Below are 20,286 nucleotides of genomic sequence, written 5' to 3'. Positions count from 1 at the left end.
TTTTTGCCGTTGCCGCCCCCGGGCGGCATCGGACTTTCAGTTAGTGAGCAAAATGCATCCTCAAATCGTGACGCAATGCTTTAAAGCCTATGACATCCGTGGTCAGGTTCCCGCTCAACTCAATGAAGACATCGCCTACCGCATAGGTCGTGCGCTTGTCGTTGAGTTGCAAGGTAAAACGTTTGTGGTCGGTCAGGACATGAGGCTTGAAAGCCCGGCCCTGGCAGCAGCGCTGTCGCGTGGCATCCTTGATGCGGGTGCCGATGTTATCGATATCGGACTTTGCGGTACGGAGGAAGTTTACTTCGCTACCAGTCACTACAAGGTCGATGGTGGCGTGATGGTCACGGCCAGTCATAACCCCAAAGGCTATAACGGTATGAAGCTGGTCAAGGCTGAATCCCGTCCGATCAGTGGTGATACGGGACTGGATGCCATCCGTCAGCGTGTCGATCAGGGAAATCTGGGGAGCGTGGCGGCGGTAAAGGGCGAAATGCGTCAGGCCTTCGAAAAAACCGCTTACATCGAGCACTTGTTGACCTACGTTGATCCCGGTGCCTTGAAGCCTCTGAAGATCCTTGCGGATCCAGGCAACGGTGCTGCCGGGCCTGTCCTGCGCTTGCTGGCCGAACGCCTGTCGTTGCAGTGGGTGTTTATCAACGAAGAGCCGGATGGAAACTTCCCCAACGGGGTGCCCAACCCCCTGTTGCCCGAGAATCGCGAGCTGACCCGCCAGGCATTATTGGCCAACCAGTGTGATATGGGGCTGGCATGGGACGGTGATTTCGATCGTTGCTTCTTCTTTGATGCGAACGGGCGGTTTATCGAAGGTTACTATCTCGTTGGTTTGCTGGCCGAGATGCTGCTGAAGCAGCACCCCCACAGCAAAATCATCCATGATCCGCGACTGACCTGGAACACTATCGAGCAGGTAGAGCAGGCGGGGGGCATTGCCGTTCAGAGCAAAACCGGGCACGCGTTTATCAAAGAGCGTATGCGCGAGGAAGATGCGGTGTATGGCGGTGAGATGAGTGCCCACCACTATTTCAGGGACTTCGCATATTGCGACAGTGGAATGATTCCATGGCTTTTGGTGGCCGCGCTGGTTTCCAGCACCGGACGATCGCTATCTGAGCTGGTGGATGAGCGTATTGCTGCCTTTCCGTGCAGTGGCGAGATCAACTATAAAGTGGCAGATGTTGCCAAGACCATCGAGTGTGTCTTGTCGCACTACGAGGCTCAGTCCCCTCGACTGGACAGGACCGACGGCATCAGCGTGGAGTTCGATCAGTGGCGATTCAATCTGCGTGGTTCCAATACCGAACCGCTGTTGCGGTTGAACGTTGAGTCCAGATCCGATCGCGATTTGATGCAAGCGCGCTTGAAAGAGATTGAAGCGCTTATAGGTGCTGCACAATGATCACTCCAGCAATCAAGGCCTTGTGGAACTACCGTGGTTTTATTCTGGGAAGTGTGAAGCGAGAGTTTCAATCCAAATACACTAACTCGATGCTGGGTGTCGGCTGGACGGTTATTCAGCCATTGGCAATGATATTTGTGTACACGGTTATTTTCTCCCAGTTGATGCGTGCGAAGTTGCCAGGTGTCGAGGGTACCTTTGGTTACAGTATTTACCTGTGTGTCGGGGTTATTACCTGGGGTTATTTCGCCGAGATAGTCGGGCGGGCTCAGGGCATTTTTATTGAAAATGCCAATCTGATCAAAAAGCTGAGCTTTCCAAGGCTGTGCCTGCCGGTGACGCTGGTGATGAATGCAACCGTGAATTTCGGGATTATTTTCTCGTTGTTCCTTGTTTTTCTGATGGTTACAGGAAATTTTCCAGGCTGGGTGTTCTTTGCGATCATTCCCATATTGTTGATCCAGGTATTGTTCGCCATCGGTCTCGGCATCACGCTTGGTGTATTGAACGTGTTCTTTCGAGATGTCGGCCAACTATTCGGTGTCGTGTTGCAATTCTGGTTCTGGTTCACGCCTATTGTTTACCCACTGAATATTCTGCCCGTCTGGCTGCAATCGCTGATGAAGCTGAACCCGATGGCAACCTTGATTGGCTCTTACCAGGGCGTCATGGTGCATGGGCAAATGCCTGACTGGTTCTCGCTACTTCCTGTTTTGTTGCTCAGTTTGTTCATATGTTTACTGGGGCTTCATTTGTTTAAAAAACACTCCGGTGAATTGGTGGATGAACTCTGATGGGGACGATTAACGTAACGGGTCTGGGCAAGGCTTATAAACAATATCCGAGTCGTGTGTCCCGGCTGGCAGAGTGGCTGATCCCGTTCAGCAAACCACGTCACAAGCTGAAGTGGGTCCTGGAAGGCCTGACCTTTCTGGTTCGCCCTGGCGAGGCGGTAGGCATCATCGGTGTAAACGGGGCAGGTAAAAGCACCCTGTTGAAAATGATCACCGGTACAACCCAGCCAACAGTCGGTAGTGTTCAGTTAAGCGGTCGGGTTGCTGCACTGCTCGAGCTCGGTATGGGGTTTCACCCCGATTTTACCGGCCGCCAGAACGCGATCATGGCTGGGCAGTTGTTGGGCCTGAGCGTCAATGAAGTCAATGAATTGATGCCGGAAATCGAGGCATTCGCGGAGATTGGCGACTATATCGACCAACCCGTTCGACTTTACTCCAGCGGGATGCAGATGCGTCTTGCGTTCAGCGTCGCGACGGCCCGTCGTCCCGATGTCTTGATAGTTGATGAGGCGTTGTCGGTGGGCGATGCCTATTTCCAGCACAAGAGCTTCGAGCGAATCCGTGAATTCCGCAAGGGCGGCACGACATTGCTTATTGTTTCTCACGATAAGGCGGCAATTCAGTCGGTATGTGATCGAGCCATACTTTTGAAGGGTGGCAGGCTGGCAATGGAGGGCAAGCCGGAGGAGGTGATGGATTACTACAACGCCATCCTCGCCGAGCGGGAAAATCAGACGGTAAGCCAGTCGGTTGCCGAGGACGGTCGGGTTCAGACGGTGTCTGGCTCTGGCGAAGCTTCAATTGTGGATGTCAGCATTCTCAATGCGCGGGAAGAGGCACTCAAGGTCGTTGAAGTAGGTGCACCGGTAACGCTTCGTGTTCGAGCAAGAATCAATGCGCCCATTGAGCGGCTTGTCCTTGGCTTCATGATCAAGGATCGCCTGGGACAACCGGTTTTTGGAACCAATACACACCATATGCAACAGGCCCTGACTGATTTGCGTGCGGGCGAATGTGTTGATTTCAAATTTGCATTCAACGCTAATCTGGGGCCGGGCAGCTACTCGGTCGCAGTGGCATTGACGGGGTCTGAAAATCATCTTTCTGAAAACTATGAGTGGCGTGACCTCGCTCTGGTTTTTGAGATGCTCAATGTAAGTTGTGATGTATTTACTGGCAGTGTTTGGCTGAATCCGGTCGTGACTATTGGAAAAGAGGCCGAATGATCGTTATCAAGTTGGTCAATAAACTGTTGTCGGTTTTTGATATTGCCATTGTGCGTCGATCGAGCCTGTCTCGATTGACGAGTGAGGCTGCCCGATCACCCGTAATGCCGGCCGAACCCCTGGCGGTCGTCTCGATTGCAAGCGTTCAGGATCTTCTCGCTGATCGTATTTCAACACTTCAGCAGGACCTGGTACGCGGCCGGATTTCCAGTCAGTGGTACGTTATTGATCAGGTGGAAGGTCTGTTGCCTGCACCGGTATCCCTGACCTGCGAACTTTGTGGGGCGTCGCATCCGCTGTCGTCCTTCAAGGTGTTGGAGTCTCATTGCGTTTTCGGTGGCGGGCGATTGATTCGCCATCAGTGCCCCGACTGTGATGCTGTGTTTGGTCCGTCAAAAATGATGAGACTCAGCCCGGCCGAGCTTTCGCAAGACTATGCCGTTCATTACAGCGTTTATCAGGAAGGCGATTCGACGGATCTGGAAATTCGCACGTTTCATGCACTGAACCCGACCAAAGAGGGGATATACCTCAATTTTGGTGCGGGCGGATGGTCCAGGTCTGTTCAGATTCTGCGTGAGCAAGGCTGGAATGTAATGGCCTATGAGCCTCACCACTCGGGTGATGCTTCGCATGAGCCTTATGTCATATCCAGTGAGCAGGAGTTGAATCATATTAAGTTTGACGGGATTTTCTCCAATAATGTTCTGGAGCACTTCCGTCATCCATTGCAGGAAATGCGTTCGATGTCGCAGCTCTTGAAACCTGGCGGCAAGATGTCGCATACCACTCCCTGTTTTGAATATCTGTATGAGTTCACCCGTTTTCACTTGTTTTTCTATCTTGGGCGCTCCCGTGAAGTGCTCGCCGAAAAAGCCAACTTGCTAATTGATTCGTATACGGAAGATGGCGAATTTATTAATTATATTTACTCGGTGAAGCATTGATGAGTTTTGTATCCTACGCCCAGAATTTTGAAGATGTCATGCTCTGGAGAGCGCTGAGCGGCGTCTCCAAGGGGTTCTACATTGATATCGGCGCCCAGGACCCTATTCACGATTCCGTCAGCCTTGCGTTTTATGAACACGATTGGCGCGGCGTGCACGTCGAGCCGACTGAGCAGTATTCCTCAAAGCTGAGGGCGGCTCGACCTGATGAAGTCATCGAGCAGGTCGCGATCGGTTCCGGGGTAGAAAGTCTCGAGTTTTACGAATTTACAGACACGGGTCTCTCAACTTCTGACGATGCCATCGCCCGAATGCATCTTGATTCTGGATATCAGGCTATCCATAGGGTCGTCCCGGTAATGTCGCTGGATACTTTGTTGGAGAAGTATCGCGAGCGGACGATCAACTGGATGAAAATTGACGTCGAGGGCCTTGAAAAAAATGTCATAGAAAGTTGGGTGGAATCGCCTATCCGCCCTTGGATTCTGGTCATTGAAAGCACGTTGCCGATGAGTCAGGAGCAAACCCATGGCGATTGGGAGAATCTGATCCTGGCGAAAGGCTACCGTTTTGCTTATTTCGACGGACTGAATCGCTTTTATGTCCATGAAGCGCACAGCGAGTTGCTGGAGGCATTTAATTGCCCTCCCAATGTATTTGACCGATTCGTTTTGGGGGGCAAGGCCTCTCACTCATTTCATCAGCTTGTTCAAAGCCGGGTTCTTCAAGCGCAGGCCGAGTCGTTGCGCAGTGAGAGCCTGAGAGCATCCGAAGAGGCGCGACGGATTTCGGAGGAGGAGCGCAGAATCTCGGAGGAGACACTGCGCAAGTCTGTCGAGGCTGAACTGGCTGCCGTCTATGCGAGCAAGTCCTGGTATTTGACCAAGCCGTTGCGCTGGGTGGTTTCTCAAGTCCATTTGGTTCGCAAGCACGGATTGATGATCCGCTTGAAAAGCTTTGTAAAAAGCATGCTGGGTTTTTTGCTTCGCCGGGTTTCGTTGTTTTTTTCGGCTCGACCTGCTTTGCGCTCGAAGTGTGTCGGGTTCCTCAAAGCCATTGGTATCTATGGCGGCGTACGGGATGTGGTTTTTCGCCTGTCCAAAAACGCTGTTGTAAAGCGGGCGAAAGCACCGCTCAGTGAACAGCACCTTACCGGGCGAGGTCGCGATATCTATCGCCAGCTCAAGCAGTCTGCCGCGCGCAATGGAGAGGGCCAGTAATGCGTATTGTGATCGATCTTCAAGGTGCTCAATCGACAGGGTCACGTAATCGTGGAATCGGTCGATATGCGCTTTCGTTGGCTCAAGGGATCATGCGAAACCGTGGCGATCACGAAATACTGCTGGCCCTGAGCGGTGCTTTTCCTGAGTCGATTGACAGTATCCGCGAGACTTTTCAGGATCTGATTCCTCAGGAAAACATTGTTGTCTGGCACGCGCCTGAGGCTGTCAGCCATATTGAGCCCGCCAATGCCTGGCGTCGTGATGCCGCCGAGAGAATTCGCGAGTCTTTCCTCGCATCTCTCAATCCCGATGTAGTTCTCGTCAGCAGCCTTTTTGAAGGTTTCGAGGATGACTCCGTTACCAGCGTTGGCAGCTTTGTCAAAAAGTTGCCGACAGCTGTAGTGCTGTATGACTTGATCCCTTTCATCAACCGGGATACGTATCTGCAGAATCCGCTGATCGCGAAGTGGTACGACAGTAAAATAGACTATCTCCAGTCGGCGGATCTTCTCTTATCCATTTCCGAGTCCTCTCGTCAGGAGGCAATCCAGTATCTGGGCTCCGAGGCTCAAAGCGTCGTCAATATCTCAACAGCCGCGGATCCGCACTTCAAGGTAAGGTCGTATAGCGACACGAAGAAGGCTGAGGTGTTGTCGCGTTTCGGGTTGAATCGTGACTATGTGATGTATACCGGCGGGATTGACTACCGAAAGAACATCGAGGGGCTGATTCGTTCTTATGCCCGGCTCCCGGCCAGCATCCTTGAGCAGCATCAATTGGCGGTGGTGTGTTCGGTCAGACCTGATGATCGGGCGCGATTGGAGGCTCTGGCCAAAGAGCATGGTCTGGAGCGTGACCAGTTTGTCATGACCGGATTCGTCTCCGAAGAGGATCTTGTTGCTCTCTACAATCTGTGTCAGGCATTTATTTTTCCATCCTGGCACGAAGGTTTCGGCCTTCCGGCCCTGGAGGCGATGTCCTGCGGTCGCGCGGTTGTGGCTGCGAATACCTCGAGCCTTCCGGAAGTGGTCAACAATGTCGATGCGCTGTTCAACCCACGGGAAGATGCATCGATCACGGAAAAGCTGCGTCAGGTTCTGATGGACGATTCATACAGGTCGCGGCTCGAGCAGCATGGCCTGAAACAGGCCAAAGAGTTTTCCTGGGACAAAACAGCTCAGCGAGCCATTGCCGCGATGGAAGCTTTCCATGAGCAGCAGTCGAAGAGCGCGCCGGCCGCCGAGCCTGAAACTGGCCTCCCACGTTTGGCTTATGTCTCTCCCTTGCCGCCTCAGAGAAGCGGTATCAGTGACTACAGCGCCGAACTGATTCCCGAGTTGATGAAGTATTTCAACATCGAGCTCATCGTAGCCCAGAGTGATGTCGAGCCTTCCTGGCTCAAGGAAACATTGCCGATTCGCTCAGTAGAATGGTTCGTGGACAATGCGGCTTCTTATGATCGCGTTCTCTACCACTTCGGCAACTCTACGTTCCATGAGCATATGTTCAAGCTCGTTGAATCCATTCCGGGTGTTATCGTTCTGCATGACTTTTTCCTTTCCGGCATTCTTGCCCATATGGAAGTGAATACGCCTGCACAAGCGGAACTGACGGACGCGTTGTACGAAAGTCATGGTTATCCGGCGGTGTCTTATCGTTTCCACTCGAAAGAGCTGGTCGACACGATATGGAAATATCCCGCCAATCTTCCAGTGCTGAAGTCTGCACAGGGTGTGATTATCCACTCTGAAAGTTCTCGAAAACTTGCCCGGCAATGGTATGGGCCCAAAGCGGGTAGCGACTGGGTCAATATTCCACTGTTGAGAATTCCTGCGGAGTCTGTAGCCGATGAGCGTGCAGGTATTCGCCGCAAGTTAGGTCTTGAACCCGAAGACTTTGTGGTCTGCAGCTTCGGTTTGCTGGGGCCGAGCAAGTTGAACGACAGGCTTCTTGATGCCTGGCTGAACAGTCCGATGGCTGACGATGCGTCCTGTGTTCTTGTATTCGTTGGGCAAAATGATCCGGGCAGATATGGTGATGAACTTCAGCAGCGCATTAATCAGTCGGGTGTTCGCTCAAAAGTAGTGATTACAGGCTGGGCGTCATCCGAGATGTTCCGCGATTATCTCAGTGCCGCGGATGTAGGTGTTCAGTTGCGTACCCAATCCAGGGGCGAAACTTCCGCAGCCGTGCTTGATTGCATGAACTATGGTCTGGCAACGATCGTCAATGCCAATGGCAGTATGGCGGACCTGGAAGATGAGGGCGTCATCAAGCTGTCTGACGCGTTTGCCGACGGCGAGCTGATTGATGCTCTGAGCAAACTCTGGACGGACGTCCCGGCTCGGCAGGCACTCGGTGCGCGAGCCCGGAATATTGTTCATTCGAGCCATGCTCCTGGGATATGCGCTGCTCAATATAAAGATGCCATTGAACACTTCCACGAGAGAAGTAGAGGCGGCGTTGCAGACTTGATCCAGTCCATTGCATTGCTCGAAACGAAGTCCGGGTTTCCTGTAACGGATCAAGACTACATGGCTGTTGCCGAAGCGATCGACAGCTCACTGTCCGAATCATTCAGCCGGCCGCAAATCCTGCTCGATGTCACGCCATTCATCGATGGTCAGAAAACTCGAGACCTTGCCCGCTCCTGGATAATGGCCTGGCTTGAACGCGCGGCTGTCGATGTGCGAATCGAGCCGGTCTATGCAGACAGTGAAGGGCAGGTTTATCGCTATGCTCGTGAGTTCATGCTTTCTATTCTCGGATGCCCGGTTCACGCACTGCATGATGAGAAAATTTCCTATCGCAAAGGTGACACGCTTGTCATGCTGAATGACGGGGCGGAGCATTCTCAGTCTATGGAAGAGGGTTTGCAGGCGCTGGTTCGTCAGGGTGTCAAATCTCTATATGTCAGCGCAATTGACGATAATTTTGAACTGGACAGGATTTTTGCCGAGGTGCTGGCACCGTGTGGCTCTAATTAATCCTAATGCTTTGCCGGGAGATGCCGACAGATGTCGGCAAACCCGGCATTCAAAACGGGATTGATCAAATTCCGCAAGCCTCTGCCCATCGGGAGCTGGCTTGCGTGATGTCGTCATCTTTGACGGCAGTCTGTATGATCTGCACTACGCTGAAATGCTTAGGCATGCATCTGGGGGCTCAGGCATGAGTCCCTCGTATTGAAAACATTTGTATGGGGTTCAAAGGATTCGAATGAAAGCTATCGTTACCGGCATTACTGGTCAGGACGGCGCCTACCTGGCAGAGCTGTTGCTTGAAAAAGGCTACACCGTGTATGGCACCTACCGCCGTACCAGCTCTGTCAATTTCTGGCGTATCGAGGAGTTGGGTATTCAAAACAATCCCAATCTCCACTTGGTCGAGTATGACTTGACCGACCTGTCTGCCAGTATCCGTCTGCTTCAGACAACTGAAGCCACCGAGGTATACAACCTCGCTGCACAGAGCTTCGTCGGCGTTTCCTTTGAGCAGCCATTGACCACCGCTGAAATCACCGGTCTGGGCGCCGTCAATCTGCTGGAAGCGATCCGCATCGTTAATCCGAAGGTTCGTTTCTATCAGGCTTCCACCTCCGAGATGTTCGGTCAGGTGCAGGCGATTCCACAGGTTGAAAGCACGCCTTTCTACCCGCGTAGCCCTTACGGCGTCGCCAAGTTGTACGCCCACTGGATGACGATCAACTATCGCGAGTCCTACGGTATTTTTGCGACCAGCGGCATCTTGTTCAACCATGAGTCGCCACTGCGTGGCCGCGAATTCGTGACCCGTAAAATCACTGACTCTGTAGCCAAGATCAAACTGGGCCTGCTGGACAAGATGGAACTGGGCAACCTGGACGCCAAGCGTGACTGGGGTTTTGCCAAGGAGTACGTCGAAGGCATGTGGCGCATGCTGCAGGCCAAAGAGCCGGACACCTTCGTTCTGGCTACCAATCGTACCGAAACCGTTCGCGATTTCGTGTCGATGGCTTTCAAGGCTGCGGGTATCGCTATCAACTGGAGCGGTTCGGCTGAGGCAGAGCAAGGCACTGATGCCGCTACCGGCAAGGTGCTGGTGACCATCAATCCTAAGTTCTACCGTCCTACCGAAGTGGAACTGCTGATCGGCAATCCTGCAAAGGCCAAGGAAGTACTGGGTTGGGAACCCAAGACCAATCTGGAAGAGCTCTGCCGCATGATGGTCGAGGCTGACCTTCGTCGCAATGAAAAAGGATTTTCGTTCTAATGGCGATTGCTGGCAAACGTGCGCTGATTACGGGTATCAATGGGTTCACCGGCCGCTACATGGCAGCTGAGCTCAAAGCTCACGGTTACGAGGTCATCGGGTTGGGCAGTCAACCTTCGGATGAACCTGGCTACCACCAGATTGATTTGGCCGATGGGCCGGGTCTGCGTGCTTTGCTGGCAACCCTTGAACCGGATTTTGTTGTGCATCTCGCTGCATTGGCGTTTGTCGGGCATGGTGAGCCTGCGGCGTTCTATCAGGTCAACCTGATAGGAACCCGCAACCTCCTCGAAGCGATCGCCAACTGCGGCAAGAAACCTGATTGCGTACTGCTTGCCAGTAGCGCAAATGTGTACGGCAATACCTCGTCCGGCTTGCTGGACGAATCCACTGCCCCGGCCCCGGCCAATGATTACGCGGTCAGCAAACTGGCGATGGAGTACATGGCCAGTTTGTGGCACGAGCGGTTGCCTTTGGTCATCGCTCGTCCGTTCAATTACACCGGTGTCGGACAGGCAGACAATTTTCTTCTACCCAAGATCGTTTCTCACTTTCAGCGCAAAGCCGAGGAAATCGAGCTGGGTAACCTTGATGTGTGGAGAGACTTCAGTGACGTTCGCGCACTGGTCCGGGCCTATCGAGGATTGCTGGAAGCCAGACCGGTTGGCCAGACGGTCAACGTCAGTTCAGGAAAGGCCCACTCGTTGCGTGAAGTCATCGCAATGTGTGAAGTGCTGACCGGACACAAAATCGAAGTCAAGGTCAATCCGGCGTTTGTGCGAGCAAACGAGGTCAAGACATTGTGCGGTGACAATAGCCGTCTGACGTCGCTGGTCGCAGGATGGAAGACACCTTCGCTTGAAGAGACTTTGGGCTGGATGCTGAAAGGCCAATAAATGAAGCTAGTGTTATCCGTTGAGCCGGTCCGTTTTCCACTGACCGGCATAGGTCGTTATACCTACGAATTGGCCTTGAGGCTGCAGAACAGTCAGGAAATTACCGATCTTCAATTTTTCGCTGGTCGGCGTTTCTTGCCGGGTCTGCCAACTGCATCCGATGCTTCAGGCAGCGGGTATGGATTGAAGCGCGCCGTTCAGAAGAACTTTTTCGCAGTCGAAGCCTATCGCTTGCTGATGCCTGTGCTTCGGGCGAGAGCATTGAAGAATCACTCGGATTTTCTTTACCACAGCCCCAACTATTATCTCCCTCCTTTTGCGGGGAAGAGTGTTGCCACGTTTCATGATCTTTCTCCCTTTACCTGGGCGCATTGTCACGCTCCACAGTTGGTTCGCTATCTGCAAAAAGAGCTGAGAAAGACGCTTGATCGCGCAGATGCACTGATCACTGACTCTGAATACACCCGCCAGGAACTGGCTGCGTACTTTTCCTGGCCACTGGAGCGTATCCACACCGTTCCATTGGCCAGTTCAGAAGAGTTTTATCCGCGAGACTACGAGACTCTCACTGAACCTCTGTCCAGGCATGGCCTGTTGCCCGGGGAATACAGCCTGTTTGTCGGTACGATCGAGCCTCGCAAAAACATTGAAACATTGCTCGATGCCTATTCCCGGCTTCCACTTCAATTGAGAACCCGTTGTCCGTTGATCCTGACGGGATACCACGGTTGGAAAAACGACGACATTCACAAGCGCCTCGACACGGCGAAACGTGAAGGCTGGGCGCGCTATCTCGGATTTGTACCCAGCGAAGACCTGCCACTATTGTTTGCGGGCGCTCGTTTGTTTGCTTTCCCTTCGCTGTACGAAGGATTTGGCTTGCCTGTGCTGGAAGCCATGAGTTCAGGCGTGCCGGTGGTCTGCTCCAACAGTTCGTCGCTGCCTGAGGTGGCCGGCAACGCGGCGCTCATGTGCGAAGCAATGGATGTTGTAAAGCTCACGGAGCTTTTGCAGCAAGGGCTGGAGGATGAAGCGTGGCGCCTGCAAGCGATTACCGCAGGCCTGGTACATGCTTCGGGCTTCTCCTGGCAGCGTTGTGCAGATGAAACCTTGCAGGTTTACCAAAAGGTTATGGGCAGCTGATGATCAAGGTCCTGCATTTTTTCAAAACTTATTACCCGGAAACAATGGGAGGCATCGAGCAGGTTATCTTCCAGTTGGCTGAAGGGTCGGCCAAGCATGGTATTCAGGCGCAGGTGCTCTATCTGAGCCCTCGCGGATCTGCTCGCAACGAAACAGTGGGGAACCATGTAAGCCACCGGTCGAAGCTGGACTTGCAGTTGGCCTCTACAGGGTTCTCTCTCTCGGCGATAAAGGATTTTGCCGAGTTGGCCAAACAGGCTGACATTGTTCATTTCCATTTTCCCTGGCCGTATATGGACCTGGTCCACTTCGTCACGCGCCTGCGCAAGCCAACCGTAGTGAGCTACCACTCGGATATCGTCAAGCAGAAAACCCTGCTCAAACTCTACAAGCCATTGATGTACCGCTTTCTCTCCAGTGTCGATCGTATCGTCGCCTCTTCGCCGAACTATGCGCAAAGCAGCACGGTGCTGACCGATTTCAAGAACAAGGTCAGCATTGTTCCCTACGGGCTGGACCGGGACACCTATCCGCAACCTTCCGCTGATAATCTCGCGCAGTGGAAAGCGCGGGTTGGCGAGAAGTTTTTCCTGTTTGTCGGGGCGTTGCGTTATTACAAGGGCATCCACTTTCTGTTGGAGGCTGCGGAGAAGACTCGTCTTCCGATCGTCATCGTAGGTGGCGGCATGCTGGAAGACGAATTGAAGGCAAAGGCTCAGGCGGCAGGCCTGGATAACGTGCATTTTGTGGGCAAGTTGCCAGATAGCGATAAAGCCGCGTTGCTCATGCTCTGTTATGCGCTGGTATTCCCTTCGCACTTGCGTTCCGAATCGTTTGGCATTTCCCTGCTGGAAGGGGCGATGTACGCAAAACCGATGATTTCCTGCGAAATTGGCTCTGGCATGTCTTATATCAACATCGCCGACGAGACCGGGCTGGTCGTTCCGCCAGCCGACGCCGGGGCGCTGGCTCAGGCTATGCAAACTCTGTGGGATCAACCCGAGATGGCGGCCAGGATGGGAATGCGGGCGGCTCAACGCTACGAAACGGTGTTCACGGCGGACACGATGGTAGAGGCGTACGCCGAGATCTACCGTAGCCTGGTGTAAACGTCACGTTTCCAGACCCGCTCGGCGGTGAAGTGCAATCTGCTTTTTTATGAAGCGCCCGTTCGCGCCCTGTGCGCATGATGTTTAACTTTAATGGCTGTTGAGTGGGGGCGTATGAAGGAGGGTAAGTACAATCGCGACATTGATGTGTTGCGTGGAATGGCGATCATGCTGGTCGTTTCTTACCACATGGCGGCGGTAGCGTTTATCCCCGAAGCCTTGAAATCGTTTCTTGCCCTGTTCAATGGTTCTTTTGGCGTTGATCTTTTCTTTGTCATCAGTGGCTTTCTCGTCAGTTCCTCGTTGTCCCGTGCACTGAATGCAGGGTTGCAGGATAACTTCTCGGTTTTGCGTGTTTATTTTGCGCGGCGCTGGTTCCGGACCATCGTGCCCGCTGTGGTGTGGGTTGTGTTCTGGACCGGGCTGTCCTACCTGACACCATGGTTTGGAGACTTTTCAAAAAATGCTCACCACGCCCTCGCAGCGATTTTTCAGTGGGCGCATATTTTTCTGTATGTCGAGTGCGTAAAAGCCGATGGCTGCGGGATATTTGGGTATTACTGGTCATTGTCTCTGGAAGAATGGTTCTACCTATTGTTGCCCTTGTTTTTCATCGTGGTGCGCGGGCGTGCGCTTTATGCTTTGATCGGGACGATGTTGGTAGTGCTTTTCTACTTGGCTTTTCAGGGGTGGCCAATGTGGGGGATATTTCGTATTGAGCCCATGCTTTGTGGGGTGTTGGTTTATCATTTTCGCGTTCCGCTTACAGGGTGGGCTTGTGAGATTCGGCGGCGCTGGTCTTCGTGGCTATTTGTGCCATTGGTTATTCTGGCTTGCATGTATGCGACGGCACATTTCTTTGGCAAGGCTTATTTCTTTATTGTTCTGGGGTGTGTCGCTCTTCTTGTACTCTCCTTGCCGGACAAAGGAAGTTTGATGCCACGCCGCCTCGCCGTTATATTCGCTCGAGTGGGTGAGCTGTCCTTCTCCATCTATTTGGTGCACATTCCGTTGATATGGATGGTCGGCTATTTTTATGTAGGCCATGCTGGGGCGATCTCCATGCTTGTATTTAATGGGGTGCTGTTTCTTTTGATCGGGGTTTTTTCGGTGTTCTCATTCCGCTGGTTGGAACTGCCGAGTCGCAATCTGGGGTATCAGCTCAGCTCTAAATTGGAACTAAGGTTTTCCAGAGTTTAACGACGCGTCCACTGGCCTCAGTCAACGGACTCGGTCGGGGAGGATCTCCCAAACGTTTTGGTAGTTTGATCGACGTCTGAATAAACGAGCTCGTCCAGAGGGCGCTGCGTCCTCCATATGACCTCGCGACTTCAATCCATGGCGTGGGCGATTTTTTGGCTTTATTTCAACTTACAGGGAATGGTTATTGTGACTGTCATCGCTCCGGCTCCGCCACTTGTCATTGATCTAGATGGCACGCTGCTGCGTACTGATCTTTTACTTGAAACCGGTGTGGAATTCATTCGTCATCAGCCGCTGGGCCTGCTGAAATTGATGGGCTGGCTGATTAAAGGCAAGGCTGCCTTGAAAGAAGGATTGGCCTTGGCAACCGACGTTGATGTCAGTGTCCTGCCCTACGACCCTTCTGTAATAGAACTGATCACTGTCGAGCGAGCCAAGGGGCGGACAGTGATCCTGGCAACTGCCAGCCACGTTTCTCTGGCCGAGCGGGTGGCCGAGCACCTGCAATTGTTTGATCAGGTATTGGCCTCCGATGGGCAAACAAATCTGTCTTCTCATCGCAAGCGCGACTTGTTGGTCAAGCACTATGGCGAGCAGGGCTTCGATTACGCGGGAAACTCCCGTGACGATATCGCTGTGTGGGGTTCGGCCCGCCACGCCTTTGTAGTCAACCCGGATCTTGGAGTGGAGGGGCGTGCTCGGGCTCAGGGTAATGTCGTACAAGTGATACGGAACAATTTCGGTGGCGCCAGGGACTGGATGAAGGCGTTGCGCATGCATCAGTGGATGAAGAATGCGTTGATCTTCGTGCCATTGCTAGCTGCTCATCAGTTATCGAATTCACTCCTTCTGTTGCAAGGGGTGCTGGCTTTTCTGCTCTTCGGGTTGTGTGCTTCCAGCGTTTACCTGCTTAACGATCTGCTGGATCTGGCAGATGATCGTCACCATCGCTCCAAATGCAGGCGCCCATTTGCCGCCGGGCGTATATCGATCAAGGCAGGGTTGATTGTTTTCCCCATTCTGCTTGTCGCTTCATTCAGTGGTGCGATCCTGTGGCTGCCCTGGGAATTTGCAAGCGTACTGGCAGCCTATTACGCGCTGACGGCAGCCTACTCGCTTTACTTGAAGCGGCTGATGGCCATCGATGTCATCGCATTGGCGATGCTCTATACCGTACGCATCATTGCGGGGGCTGCGGCGTTCGAGTTGCCGCTTACATTCTGGATATTGGCTTTTTCGATGTTCATGTTTCTGAGTCTGGCTCTGGTGAAGCGCTACTCCGAATTGAAAGAAGCGCGGCGAAAGGGCCATACCGAAAAAACCAGAGGTCGGGGCTATTATCCAGCAGACCTGGAGATGATTTCTTCGCTGGGAGCCTCGTCCGGCTACTTGGCTGTCATGGTGCTGGCACTTTATATCCACGATCAAGCCGATACTGGGCTTTATGCGCACCCGCAATTTATCTGGCTGGCTTGCCCGCTGCTGCTGTTCTGGATCACGCGATTGTGGATGGTGACGCATCGTGGGCATATGCATGATGATCCGGTGGTTTTCGCGATCAAGGACAGGGTAAGCCTAATAGTAGGAGCGTTGTTCGGTCTGGTGTTCTGGGTGGCGGCATGACTCGCCAGCTTCACTCCTGGGGGCGCTTTCCCTATGCTCCGCAGACCGGACACGGCTGCAGCTGGGCGGGGGAAGTGACGGGCGTTCTCGACTCGGTTGTCGCCGAGAACAGTCTTACCTTGCCATACGGCAATGGGCGCAGTTATGGCGACAGTTGTCTGGCGACCAGCGATCAAGTCGTGAATATGCGTTCGCTGGACCGCTTTATCCAGGTGGACTGGCAGCAGGGAAGGGTGCTTGCCGAGGCCGGGGTCACGCTGTCCGAGATTCTCGCCATCGCAATCCCCAGGGGTTGGTTTCTATCCGTCACGCCGGGTACTCAATTTGCGACGCTGGGCGGAGCAATTGCCAACGATGTTCATGGGAAAAATCATCATCTTCGGGGCACCTTTGGTAACCATGTGCTGCGTTTCGGTTTGCAACGTCATGGTTGTCCGCTTCTGAATTGTTCTGGCACGGAGAATGCCGAGCTTTTTGCCGCCACCATTGGCGGGCTGGGGCTGACGGGGGTGATTACCTGGGCGGAAATTCAGCTGATGCCCATACATTCAAGCCAGATCGAAAGCACGGTCGTGCGTTTTGCCAATCTGGCAGAGTTTTTCAGTTTGTCCGCCGAACTGGATCAGCAACATGAATACAGCGTCGCCTGGATCGATTGCCTGGCTAAAGGCAGTCAAAGCGGGCGCGGTGTTTTCATCGTTGGGGATCATGCTCCGTATGGCTCTCTAGAAGTCAATGAGCGTTCAAAGTTGAGCGTGCCGCTTGTTCCCCCGATGTCCCTGATCAACAACTTCACCTTGAAGGGATTTAACAGCGCGTACTGGCGAGCGCATCCGGCCAATCGGACGCGCCAGCGAAGCAGCTACGAGCCCTTTTTCTACCCGCTGGACCGTCTGCTGCACTGGAATCGCATCTACGGTCGTCGCGGCTTTCAACAATACCAATGCGTGATCCCTGATGCGGCCGCCGAGGTGGCGATGGCTGAACTGCTGACGGCCATTGCCAATGCCGGGCAGGGCTCGTTCCTGGCGGTGTTAAAGCGCTGCGGCGATGCAGTTTCACCAGGGTTGCTGTCCTTTCCTTTGCCCGGCACTTCACTGGCCCTGGATTTTCCTCAGAGTGCCAGCCTTGCGCCATTGTTTGTCCGGCTCGACGCTATTGTGCGGGCGGCGGGAGGGCGGCTGTATCCGGCGAAGGATGCCCACATGACCGGCAGCGATTTCAGGCAGGCGTACCCGGCCTGGGAAGCACTGGAGGCGTTGCGTGATCCCATTCTGATGTCCCGATTCTGGAAGCGAGTAACCGCATGAAACGAATTCTGATTGTTGGCGCAACATCGGCCATTGCTGCGGCGTGCGCGCGCCTATGGGCTGCGCAGGGAAGCGAGTTTTTTCTGGTTGCGCGCAATAACCAGAAGCTGGAACAAACGGCAGCGGACCTTCGTGCGCGAGGCGCCGGGAAAGTAACGCTTTTCAACATGGATGCTACGGATTTTTCCGCTCACTCGGCCATGATTGAACACTGCATCGCGACACTTCGGCAGATTGACATCGCTCTGGTTGCCCACGGCACGCTGCCCGATCAAAAGGCCTGCGAAGACGATGCAGAGCTGGCGCTGCTGGAGTTGGCAAATAACGGAACCTCAGTCATCGCATTGATGACACGACTGGCCAATCAGTTTGAAACTCAGCGATGTGGCACTTTGGCCGTTATTTCGTCAGTGGCGGGGGATCGGGGGCGACCTTCCAACTATCTCTATGGCACCGCCAAGGCTGCAGTTTCCACGTTCTGCGAAGGGTTGCGTGCTCGACTGTTCAAGGTGGGTGTTCATGTAATGGACATCAGGCCAGGATTTGTCGCTACCCCGATGACTCAAGGATTGCCATTACCGGCGGCACTGGTATCCAGCGCGGAAAACGTCGCAAAACTGATCGTCAGGGGCGTCGAGCGTAAAACCGACACACTGTACGCCCCTCGGTTTTGGGCCCTGATCATGCTGATCATTCGTCATGTTCCTCAGTTCGTATTCAAGAGACTGAGTCTCTAAGCGTTACCCTGCTTAAGTAGTAACGCGCGATCATTCAATACGTGCCACACGTCACTCATTTTGGAGTTTGGCATCATGCAATTAGTTTTAACCTATGCGCTTCTCGCCATGATAGCGACCGTTGCGAATATTGGCGCCCAGGAACTGATGATTCAGGGATATTCAGGCAAGTTCGGTGTCCTGCTCTCAGTTGTCGTGGGCACGGGAGTCGGGCTGGTGGTCAAGTACATTCTCGATAAGCGATATATTTTTCGATTTCGGGCCAGAAGTGCTGTGCACGATACGCGTATCTTTGCGTTGTACAGCCTGATGGGATTGGCTACGACAGTGGTGTTTTGGGGGTTTGAGTTTGGTTTCAACCATATGTTTGAAACCAAGGAGATGCGTTACATGGGCGGCGTGATCGGCCTGATAATCGGCTACCTAGTGAAATATCAACTCGATAAGCGTTATGTTTTCTGCCAAAAAGGATAAGGTCTCGATGCGGCAATGCATGAATAATAAATTTGATGGGGTTGAATTGTGAAGGTCGATAAGCTGTACCTGCCTATTGTCTTATGTATCTACTTTGTTTTTTCCTTGACGACCTTAGCGTTGTGGGAACGCTCTGAGGTTAATACGCTGACCGGTGATGAGCCACATTATCTGGTTATGGCGAGTGGTATTGCGAAGCACCACACTTTTGAACAGACCTTGCCTTACAAGGAAGAGTTTGCGACTAAAGAAATATTCAAGTGGGGTATGGCGGCGGCAAACGATACCCCCGCACCGGCTAATACTCACGCTACTTTAGGGCCGCACGGGTTATATAATTACCATAACGTCGGGTTGCCGCTCTTGCTTGCGCTGCCTTTTGTTCTCGGTGGAATAATTGGAGCGAAGCTGTTTTTGATCTTCTGCGGTGCCTTGGTGGTGCTTGTTGTATGGAAGGTCACCGGTCTGTTTTCGCCTGATTTGCGCCATCGTTTTTTTTCTACGTTGCTCGCTTGCGTATCACTACCGTTGATACCTGCTGCTAATCAGGTATACCCGGATATGCTCGGTGGGCTGTTGTCAGCTTTAGGGCTTTACTGGTTCTACACTGCACAACAACGTCGAGGCTTGTTCGCCGATCTTCTGTTGGCTTGTGCAATCGCTTTCCTGCCATGGCTGCAAATCAAACTAGCGGCGACCTGTGTGATCCTGATACTGGGAGTGTCGGCGAGGATTTATCAGGAAAACAAAGAATACAAACGTGTCTTGGGCGTGTTACTGATTGCCGGTATTTCGTGCATGCTGCTGGCCAGTTATAACTATTACGCGTTTGGCAAAGTTTCTGGTCCCTATGTAGGGAATGCATTGGAAATCAGCAAAACCAGTTTTATGGTTTTCTTAGGTCTGATTTTTGATCAGAATCAAGGGTTTCTATTTCAGAATCCGGTAAACCTGATCGGTGTATTGGCCTTGGGTGAGATGTTTCGCCGCCATCGCCAATTTACTCTCGTCTGGGGCCTGGTGTTCTTATCATTGATTGTTCCCAATGCGATGCATCCGGCCTGGTACGGTGGTGCCAGCTTTTCTGGCCGCTTCGGATGGTCTGCTCAAGTAGTATTTTACATTCCTGTCGTTTATGGGTTGTTGCAATTGTCTGCGACAAGGGTGCGTGTATTCGGAGTAGTCGTAGCGCTATGTTTGGCAGTGCAGGCGTACCTGTTCTACAAGTATGCGATTGATGGCGTGGATTATTACAACAGAGGTCAGGCTGCGTGGATTACCCAGTACTCGGCGTTCTATGTGCCAGTTAGGTCCTGGTTGCCGATGTTGTACAATTCGGATTGGGCCTACGGCTACCTATTGAATTACGCCTGGTTTGCAATCGTTAGTCTTGTGTTGTTGCTGGGTTTCACTACTGAAAAGAGAGCCCGTGGTGTAATCAAGGCAGCCCTCGTGGTGGCGTTGGTAGTTGTTGTCTGCGCCGGGTTCAAGAAAATGCCCCATTCAAGCAATGTGGTCTATCTTGCCAAAGACTTGCCTTCGTTTGCGGGAACGATTTCAGGGAATGATCGCGTCGTCAGCCCGACGACCGACAAGGCAGGATTGCTTGTCTATGGGCCGTATAAGCCTTTGGGTCAAGGAAAGTTCAAGCTCAATGTTCGGTACAGTAGCGTAGCACCAGAGAGCCAGCAGGTTGATTTCGTTGAAGTGTCGGATGCGATGTCTGGAGTGCAGCTGCAAAAAATCGAGCTTGCAGGAACCAATGGCAATGTCCGGGATCTGGATTTCCATTTTCAGGTTACCGACGCCGCCCCCAACAAAATAGAATTCCGTATTCATTGGAAAGGTGAGTCTGCCATGACGGTTCAGAGCATCTCATTGCGAGAGATCTGACATTCGCTGATCAACCAAAGGCTTCCGTCGCTCG

Annotated in this window: 16 protein-coding genes; all 16 read left to right on the top strand. The window is 52.9% G+C overall.

Annotated elements, in window-relative coordinates; translation table 11 throughout:
- The first annotated feature begins 52 nt into the window (after positions 1-52).
- Positions 53-1,420: a phosphohexomutase domain-containing protein gene (locus M5G18_RS02510; protein WP_273898588.1), complete on the top strand. Its 1,368-nt coding sequence runs from the start codon at positions 53-55 to the stop codon at positions 1,418-1,420.
- Positions 1,417-2,214, top strand: a complete 798-nt coding sequence (locus M5G18_RS02505; protein ID WP_273898498.1) for an ABC transporter permease — start codon at positions 1,417-1,419, stop codon at positions 2,212-2,214. The genes M5G18_RS02510 and M5G18_RS02505 overlap by 4 nt, the downstream gene beginning before the upstream one ends.
- Positions 2,214-3,443 carry an ABC transporter ATP-binding protein gene (locus tag M5G18_RS02500; RefSeq protein ID WP_273898497.1) on the top strand — a complete coding sequence of 410 codons (1,230 nt, stop codon included), beginning with the start codon at positions 2,214-2,216 and terminating at the stop codon, positions 3,441-3,443. Before M5G18_RS02505 ends, M5G18_RS02500 begins: the two co-directional genes overlap by 1 nt.
- The gene (locus tag M5G18_RS02495; RefSeq protein WP_273898496.1) at positions 3,440-4,390 is read left to right on the top strand and encodes a class I SAM-dependent methyltransferase; all 951 of its coding nucleotides are present in this window, start codon (positions 3,440-3,442) and stop codon (positions 4,388-4,390) included. Before M5G18_RS02500 ends, M5G18_RS02495 begins: the two co-directional genes overlap by 4 nt.
- On the top strand, positions 4,390-5,610 hold the full coding sequence (locus M5G18_RS02490) for an FkbM family methyltransferase (protein ID WP_273898495.1): 1,221 nt from the start codon (positions 4,390-4,392) through the stop codon (positions 5,608-5,610). The genes M5G18_RS02495 and M5G18_RS02490 overlap by 1 nt, the downstream gene beginning before the upstream one ends.
- Positions 5,610-8,600: a glycosyltransferase gene (locus tag M5G18_RS02485; RefSeq protein ID WP_273898494.1), complete on the top strand. Its 2,991-nt coding sequence runs from the start codon at positions 5,610-5,612 to the stop codon at positions 8,598-8,600. The genes M5G18_RS02490 and M5G18_RS02485 overlap by 1 nt, the downstream gene beginning before the upstream one ends.
- 232 nt (positions 8,601-8,832) lie before the next feature.
- On the top strand, positions 8,833-9,864 hold the full coding sequence (gene gmd / locus M5G18_RS02480) for a GDP-mannose 4,6-dehydratase (RefSeq protein ID WP_150704698.1): 1,032 nt from the start codon (positions 8,833-8,835) through the stop codon (positions 9,862-9,864).
- A complete protein-coding gene (locus tag M5G18_RS02475) occupies positions 9,864-10,760 on the top strand; it encodes a GDP-mannose 4,6-dehydratase (protein ID WP_273898492.1) in 897 nt (298 codons plus the stop codon). Before gmd ends, M5G18_RS02475 begins: the two co-directional genes overlap by 1 nt.
- Positions 10,761-11,903: a glycosyltransferase family 4 protein gene (locus M5G18_RS02470; protein WP_273898491.1), complete on the top strand. Its 1,143-nt coding sequence runs from the start codon at positions 10,761-10,763 to the stop codon at positions 11,901-11,903.
- The gene (locus tag M5G18_RS02465; RefSeq protein ID WP_273898490.1) at positions 11,903-13,012 is read left to right on the top strand and encodes a glycosyltransferase family 4 protein; all 1,110 of its coding nucleotides are present in this window, start codon (positions 11,903-11,905) and stop codon (positions 13,010-13,012) included. The genes M5G18_RS02470 and M5G18_RS02465 overlap by 1 nt, the downstream gene beginning before the upstream one ends.
- Before the next feature lie 93 nt (positions 13,013-13,105).
- The gene (locus M5G18_RS02460) at positions 13,106-14,212 is read left to right on the top strand and encodes an acyltransferase family protein (RefSeq protein ID WP_273898489.1); all 1,107 of its coding nucleotides are present in this window, start codon (positions 13,106-13,108) and stop codon (positions 14,210-14,212) included.
- A gap of 180 nt (positions 14,213-14,392) precedes the next feature.
- Positions 14,393-15,838, top strand: a complete 1,446-nt coding sequence (locus M5G18_RS02455) for a UbiA family prenyltransferase (protein WP_273898586.1) — start codon at positions 14,393-14,395, stop codon at positions 15,836-15,838.
- Positions 15,835-17,148, top strand: a complete 1,314-nt coding sequence (locus M5G18_RS02450; protein ID WP_273898488.1) for an FAD-binding oxidoreductase — start codon at positions 15,835-15,837, stop codon at positions 17,146-17,148. Before M5G18_RS02455 ends, M5G18_RS02450 begins: the two co-directional genes overlap by 4 nt.
- Positions 17,145-17,885, top strand: coding sequence for an SDR family oxidoreductase (locus M5G18_RS02445; protein ID WP_273898487.1), 741 nt, complete (start codon positions 17,145-17,147; stop codon positions 17,883-17,885). The genes M5G18_RS02450 and M5G18_RS02445 overlap by 4 nt, the downstream gene beginning before the upstream one ends.
- 75 nt (positions 17,886-17,960) lie before the next feature.
- Complete coding sequence (locus M5G18_RS02440; protein ID WP_273898486.1) at positions 17,961-18,359, top strand: GtrA family protein; 399 nt, start codon at positions 17,961-17,963, stop codon at positions 18,357-18,359.
- A 48-nt stretch (positions 18,360-18,407) separates the two neighbouring features.
- Positions 18,408-20,252 (top strand): hypothetical protein, encoded by a 1,845-nt coding sequence (locus tag M5G18_RS02435; RefSeq protein WP_273898485.1) that lies wholly within the window; start codon positions 18,408-18,410, stop codon positions 20,250-20,252.
- The last annotated feature ends 34 nt before the right edge of the window (positions 20,253-20,286 follow it).

Source organism: Pseudomonas aphyarum (assembly GCF_028657055.1).
Classification (GTDB): Bacteria; Pseudomonadota; Gammaproteobacteria; order Pseudomonadales; family Pseudomonadaceae; genus Aquipseudomonas; species Aquipseudomonas aphyarum.
This window is presented reverse-complemented; position numbering and strand designations above follow the sequence as displayed.

Bases quoted from the DNA above. Each gene is read 5' to 3' on its own strand.
- M5G18_RS02475 (WP_273898492.1), top strand. From the start codon at position 9,864: ATGGCGATTGCTGGCAAACGTGCGCTGATTACGGGTATCAATGGGTTC.
- M5G18_RS02460 (WP_273898489.1), top strand. From the start codon at position 13,106: ATGGCTGTTGAGTGGGGGCGTATGAAGGAGGGTAAGTACAATCGCGAC.
- M5G18_RS02500 (WP_273898497.1), top strand. From the start codon at position 2,214: ATGGGGACGATTAACGTAACGGGTCTGGGCAAGGCTTATAAACAATAT.
- M5G18_RS02465 (WP_273898490.1), top strand. From the start codon at position 11,903: ATGATCAAGGTCCTGCATTTTTTCAAAACTTATTACCCGGAAACAATG.
- M5G18_RS02510 (WP_273898588.1), top strand. From the start codon at position 53: ATGCATCCTCAAATCGTGACGCAATGCTTTAAAGCCTATGACATCCGT.
- M5G18_RS02470 (WP_273898491.1), top strand. From the start codon at position 10,761: ATGAAGCTAGTGTTATCCGTTGAGCCGGTCCGTTTTCCACTGACCGGC.
- M5G18_RS02485 (WP_273898494.1), top strand. From the start codon at position 5,610: ATGCGTATTGTGATCGATCTTCAAGGTGCTCAATCGACAGGGTCACGT.
- M5G18_RS02495 (WP_273898496.1), top strand. From the start codon at position 3,440: ATGATCGTTATCAAGTTGGTCAATAAACTGTTGTCGGTTTTTGATATT.
- M5G18_RS02440 (WP_273898486.1), top strand. From the start codon at position 17,961: ATGCAATTAGTTTTAACCTATGCGCTTCTCGCCATGATAGCGACCGTT.
- gmd (WP_150704698.1), top strand. From the start codon at position 8,833: ATGAAAGCTATCGTTACCGGCATTACTGGTCAGGACGGCGCCTACCTG.
- M5G18_RS02505 (WP_273898498.1), top strand. From the start codon at position 1,417: ATGATCACTCCAGCAATCAAGGCCTTGTGGAACTACCGTGGTTTTATT.
- M5G18_RS02455 (WP_273898586.1), top strand. From the start codon at position 14,393: ATGGTTATTGTGACTGTCATCGCTCCGGCTCCGCCACTTGTCATTGAT.
- M5G18_RS02450 (WP_273898488.1), top strand. From the start codon at position 15,835: ATGACTCGCCAGCTTCACTCCTGGGGGCGCTTTCCCTATGCTCCGCAG.
- M5G18_RS02490 (WP_273898495.1), top strand. From the start codon at position 4,390: ATGAGTTTTGTATCCTACGCCCAGAATTTTGAAGATGTCATGCTCTGG.
- M5G18_RS02445 (WP_273898487.1), top strand. From the start codon at position 17,145: ATGAAACGAATTCTGATTGTTGGCGCAACATCGGCCATTGCTGCGGCG.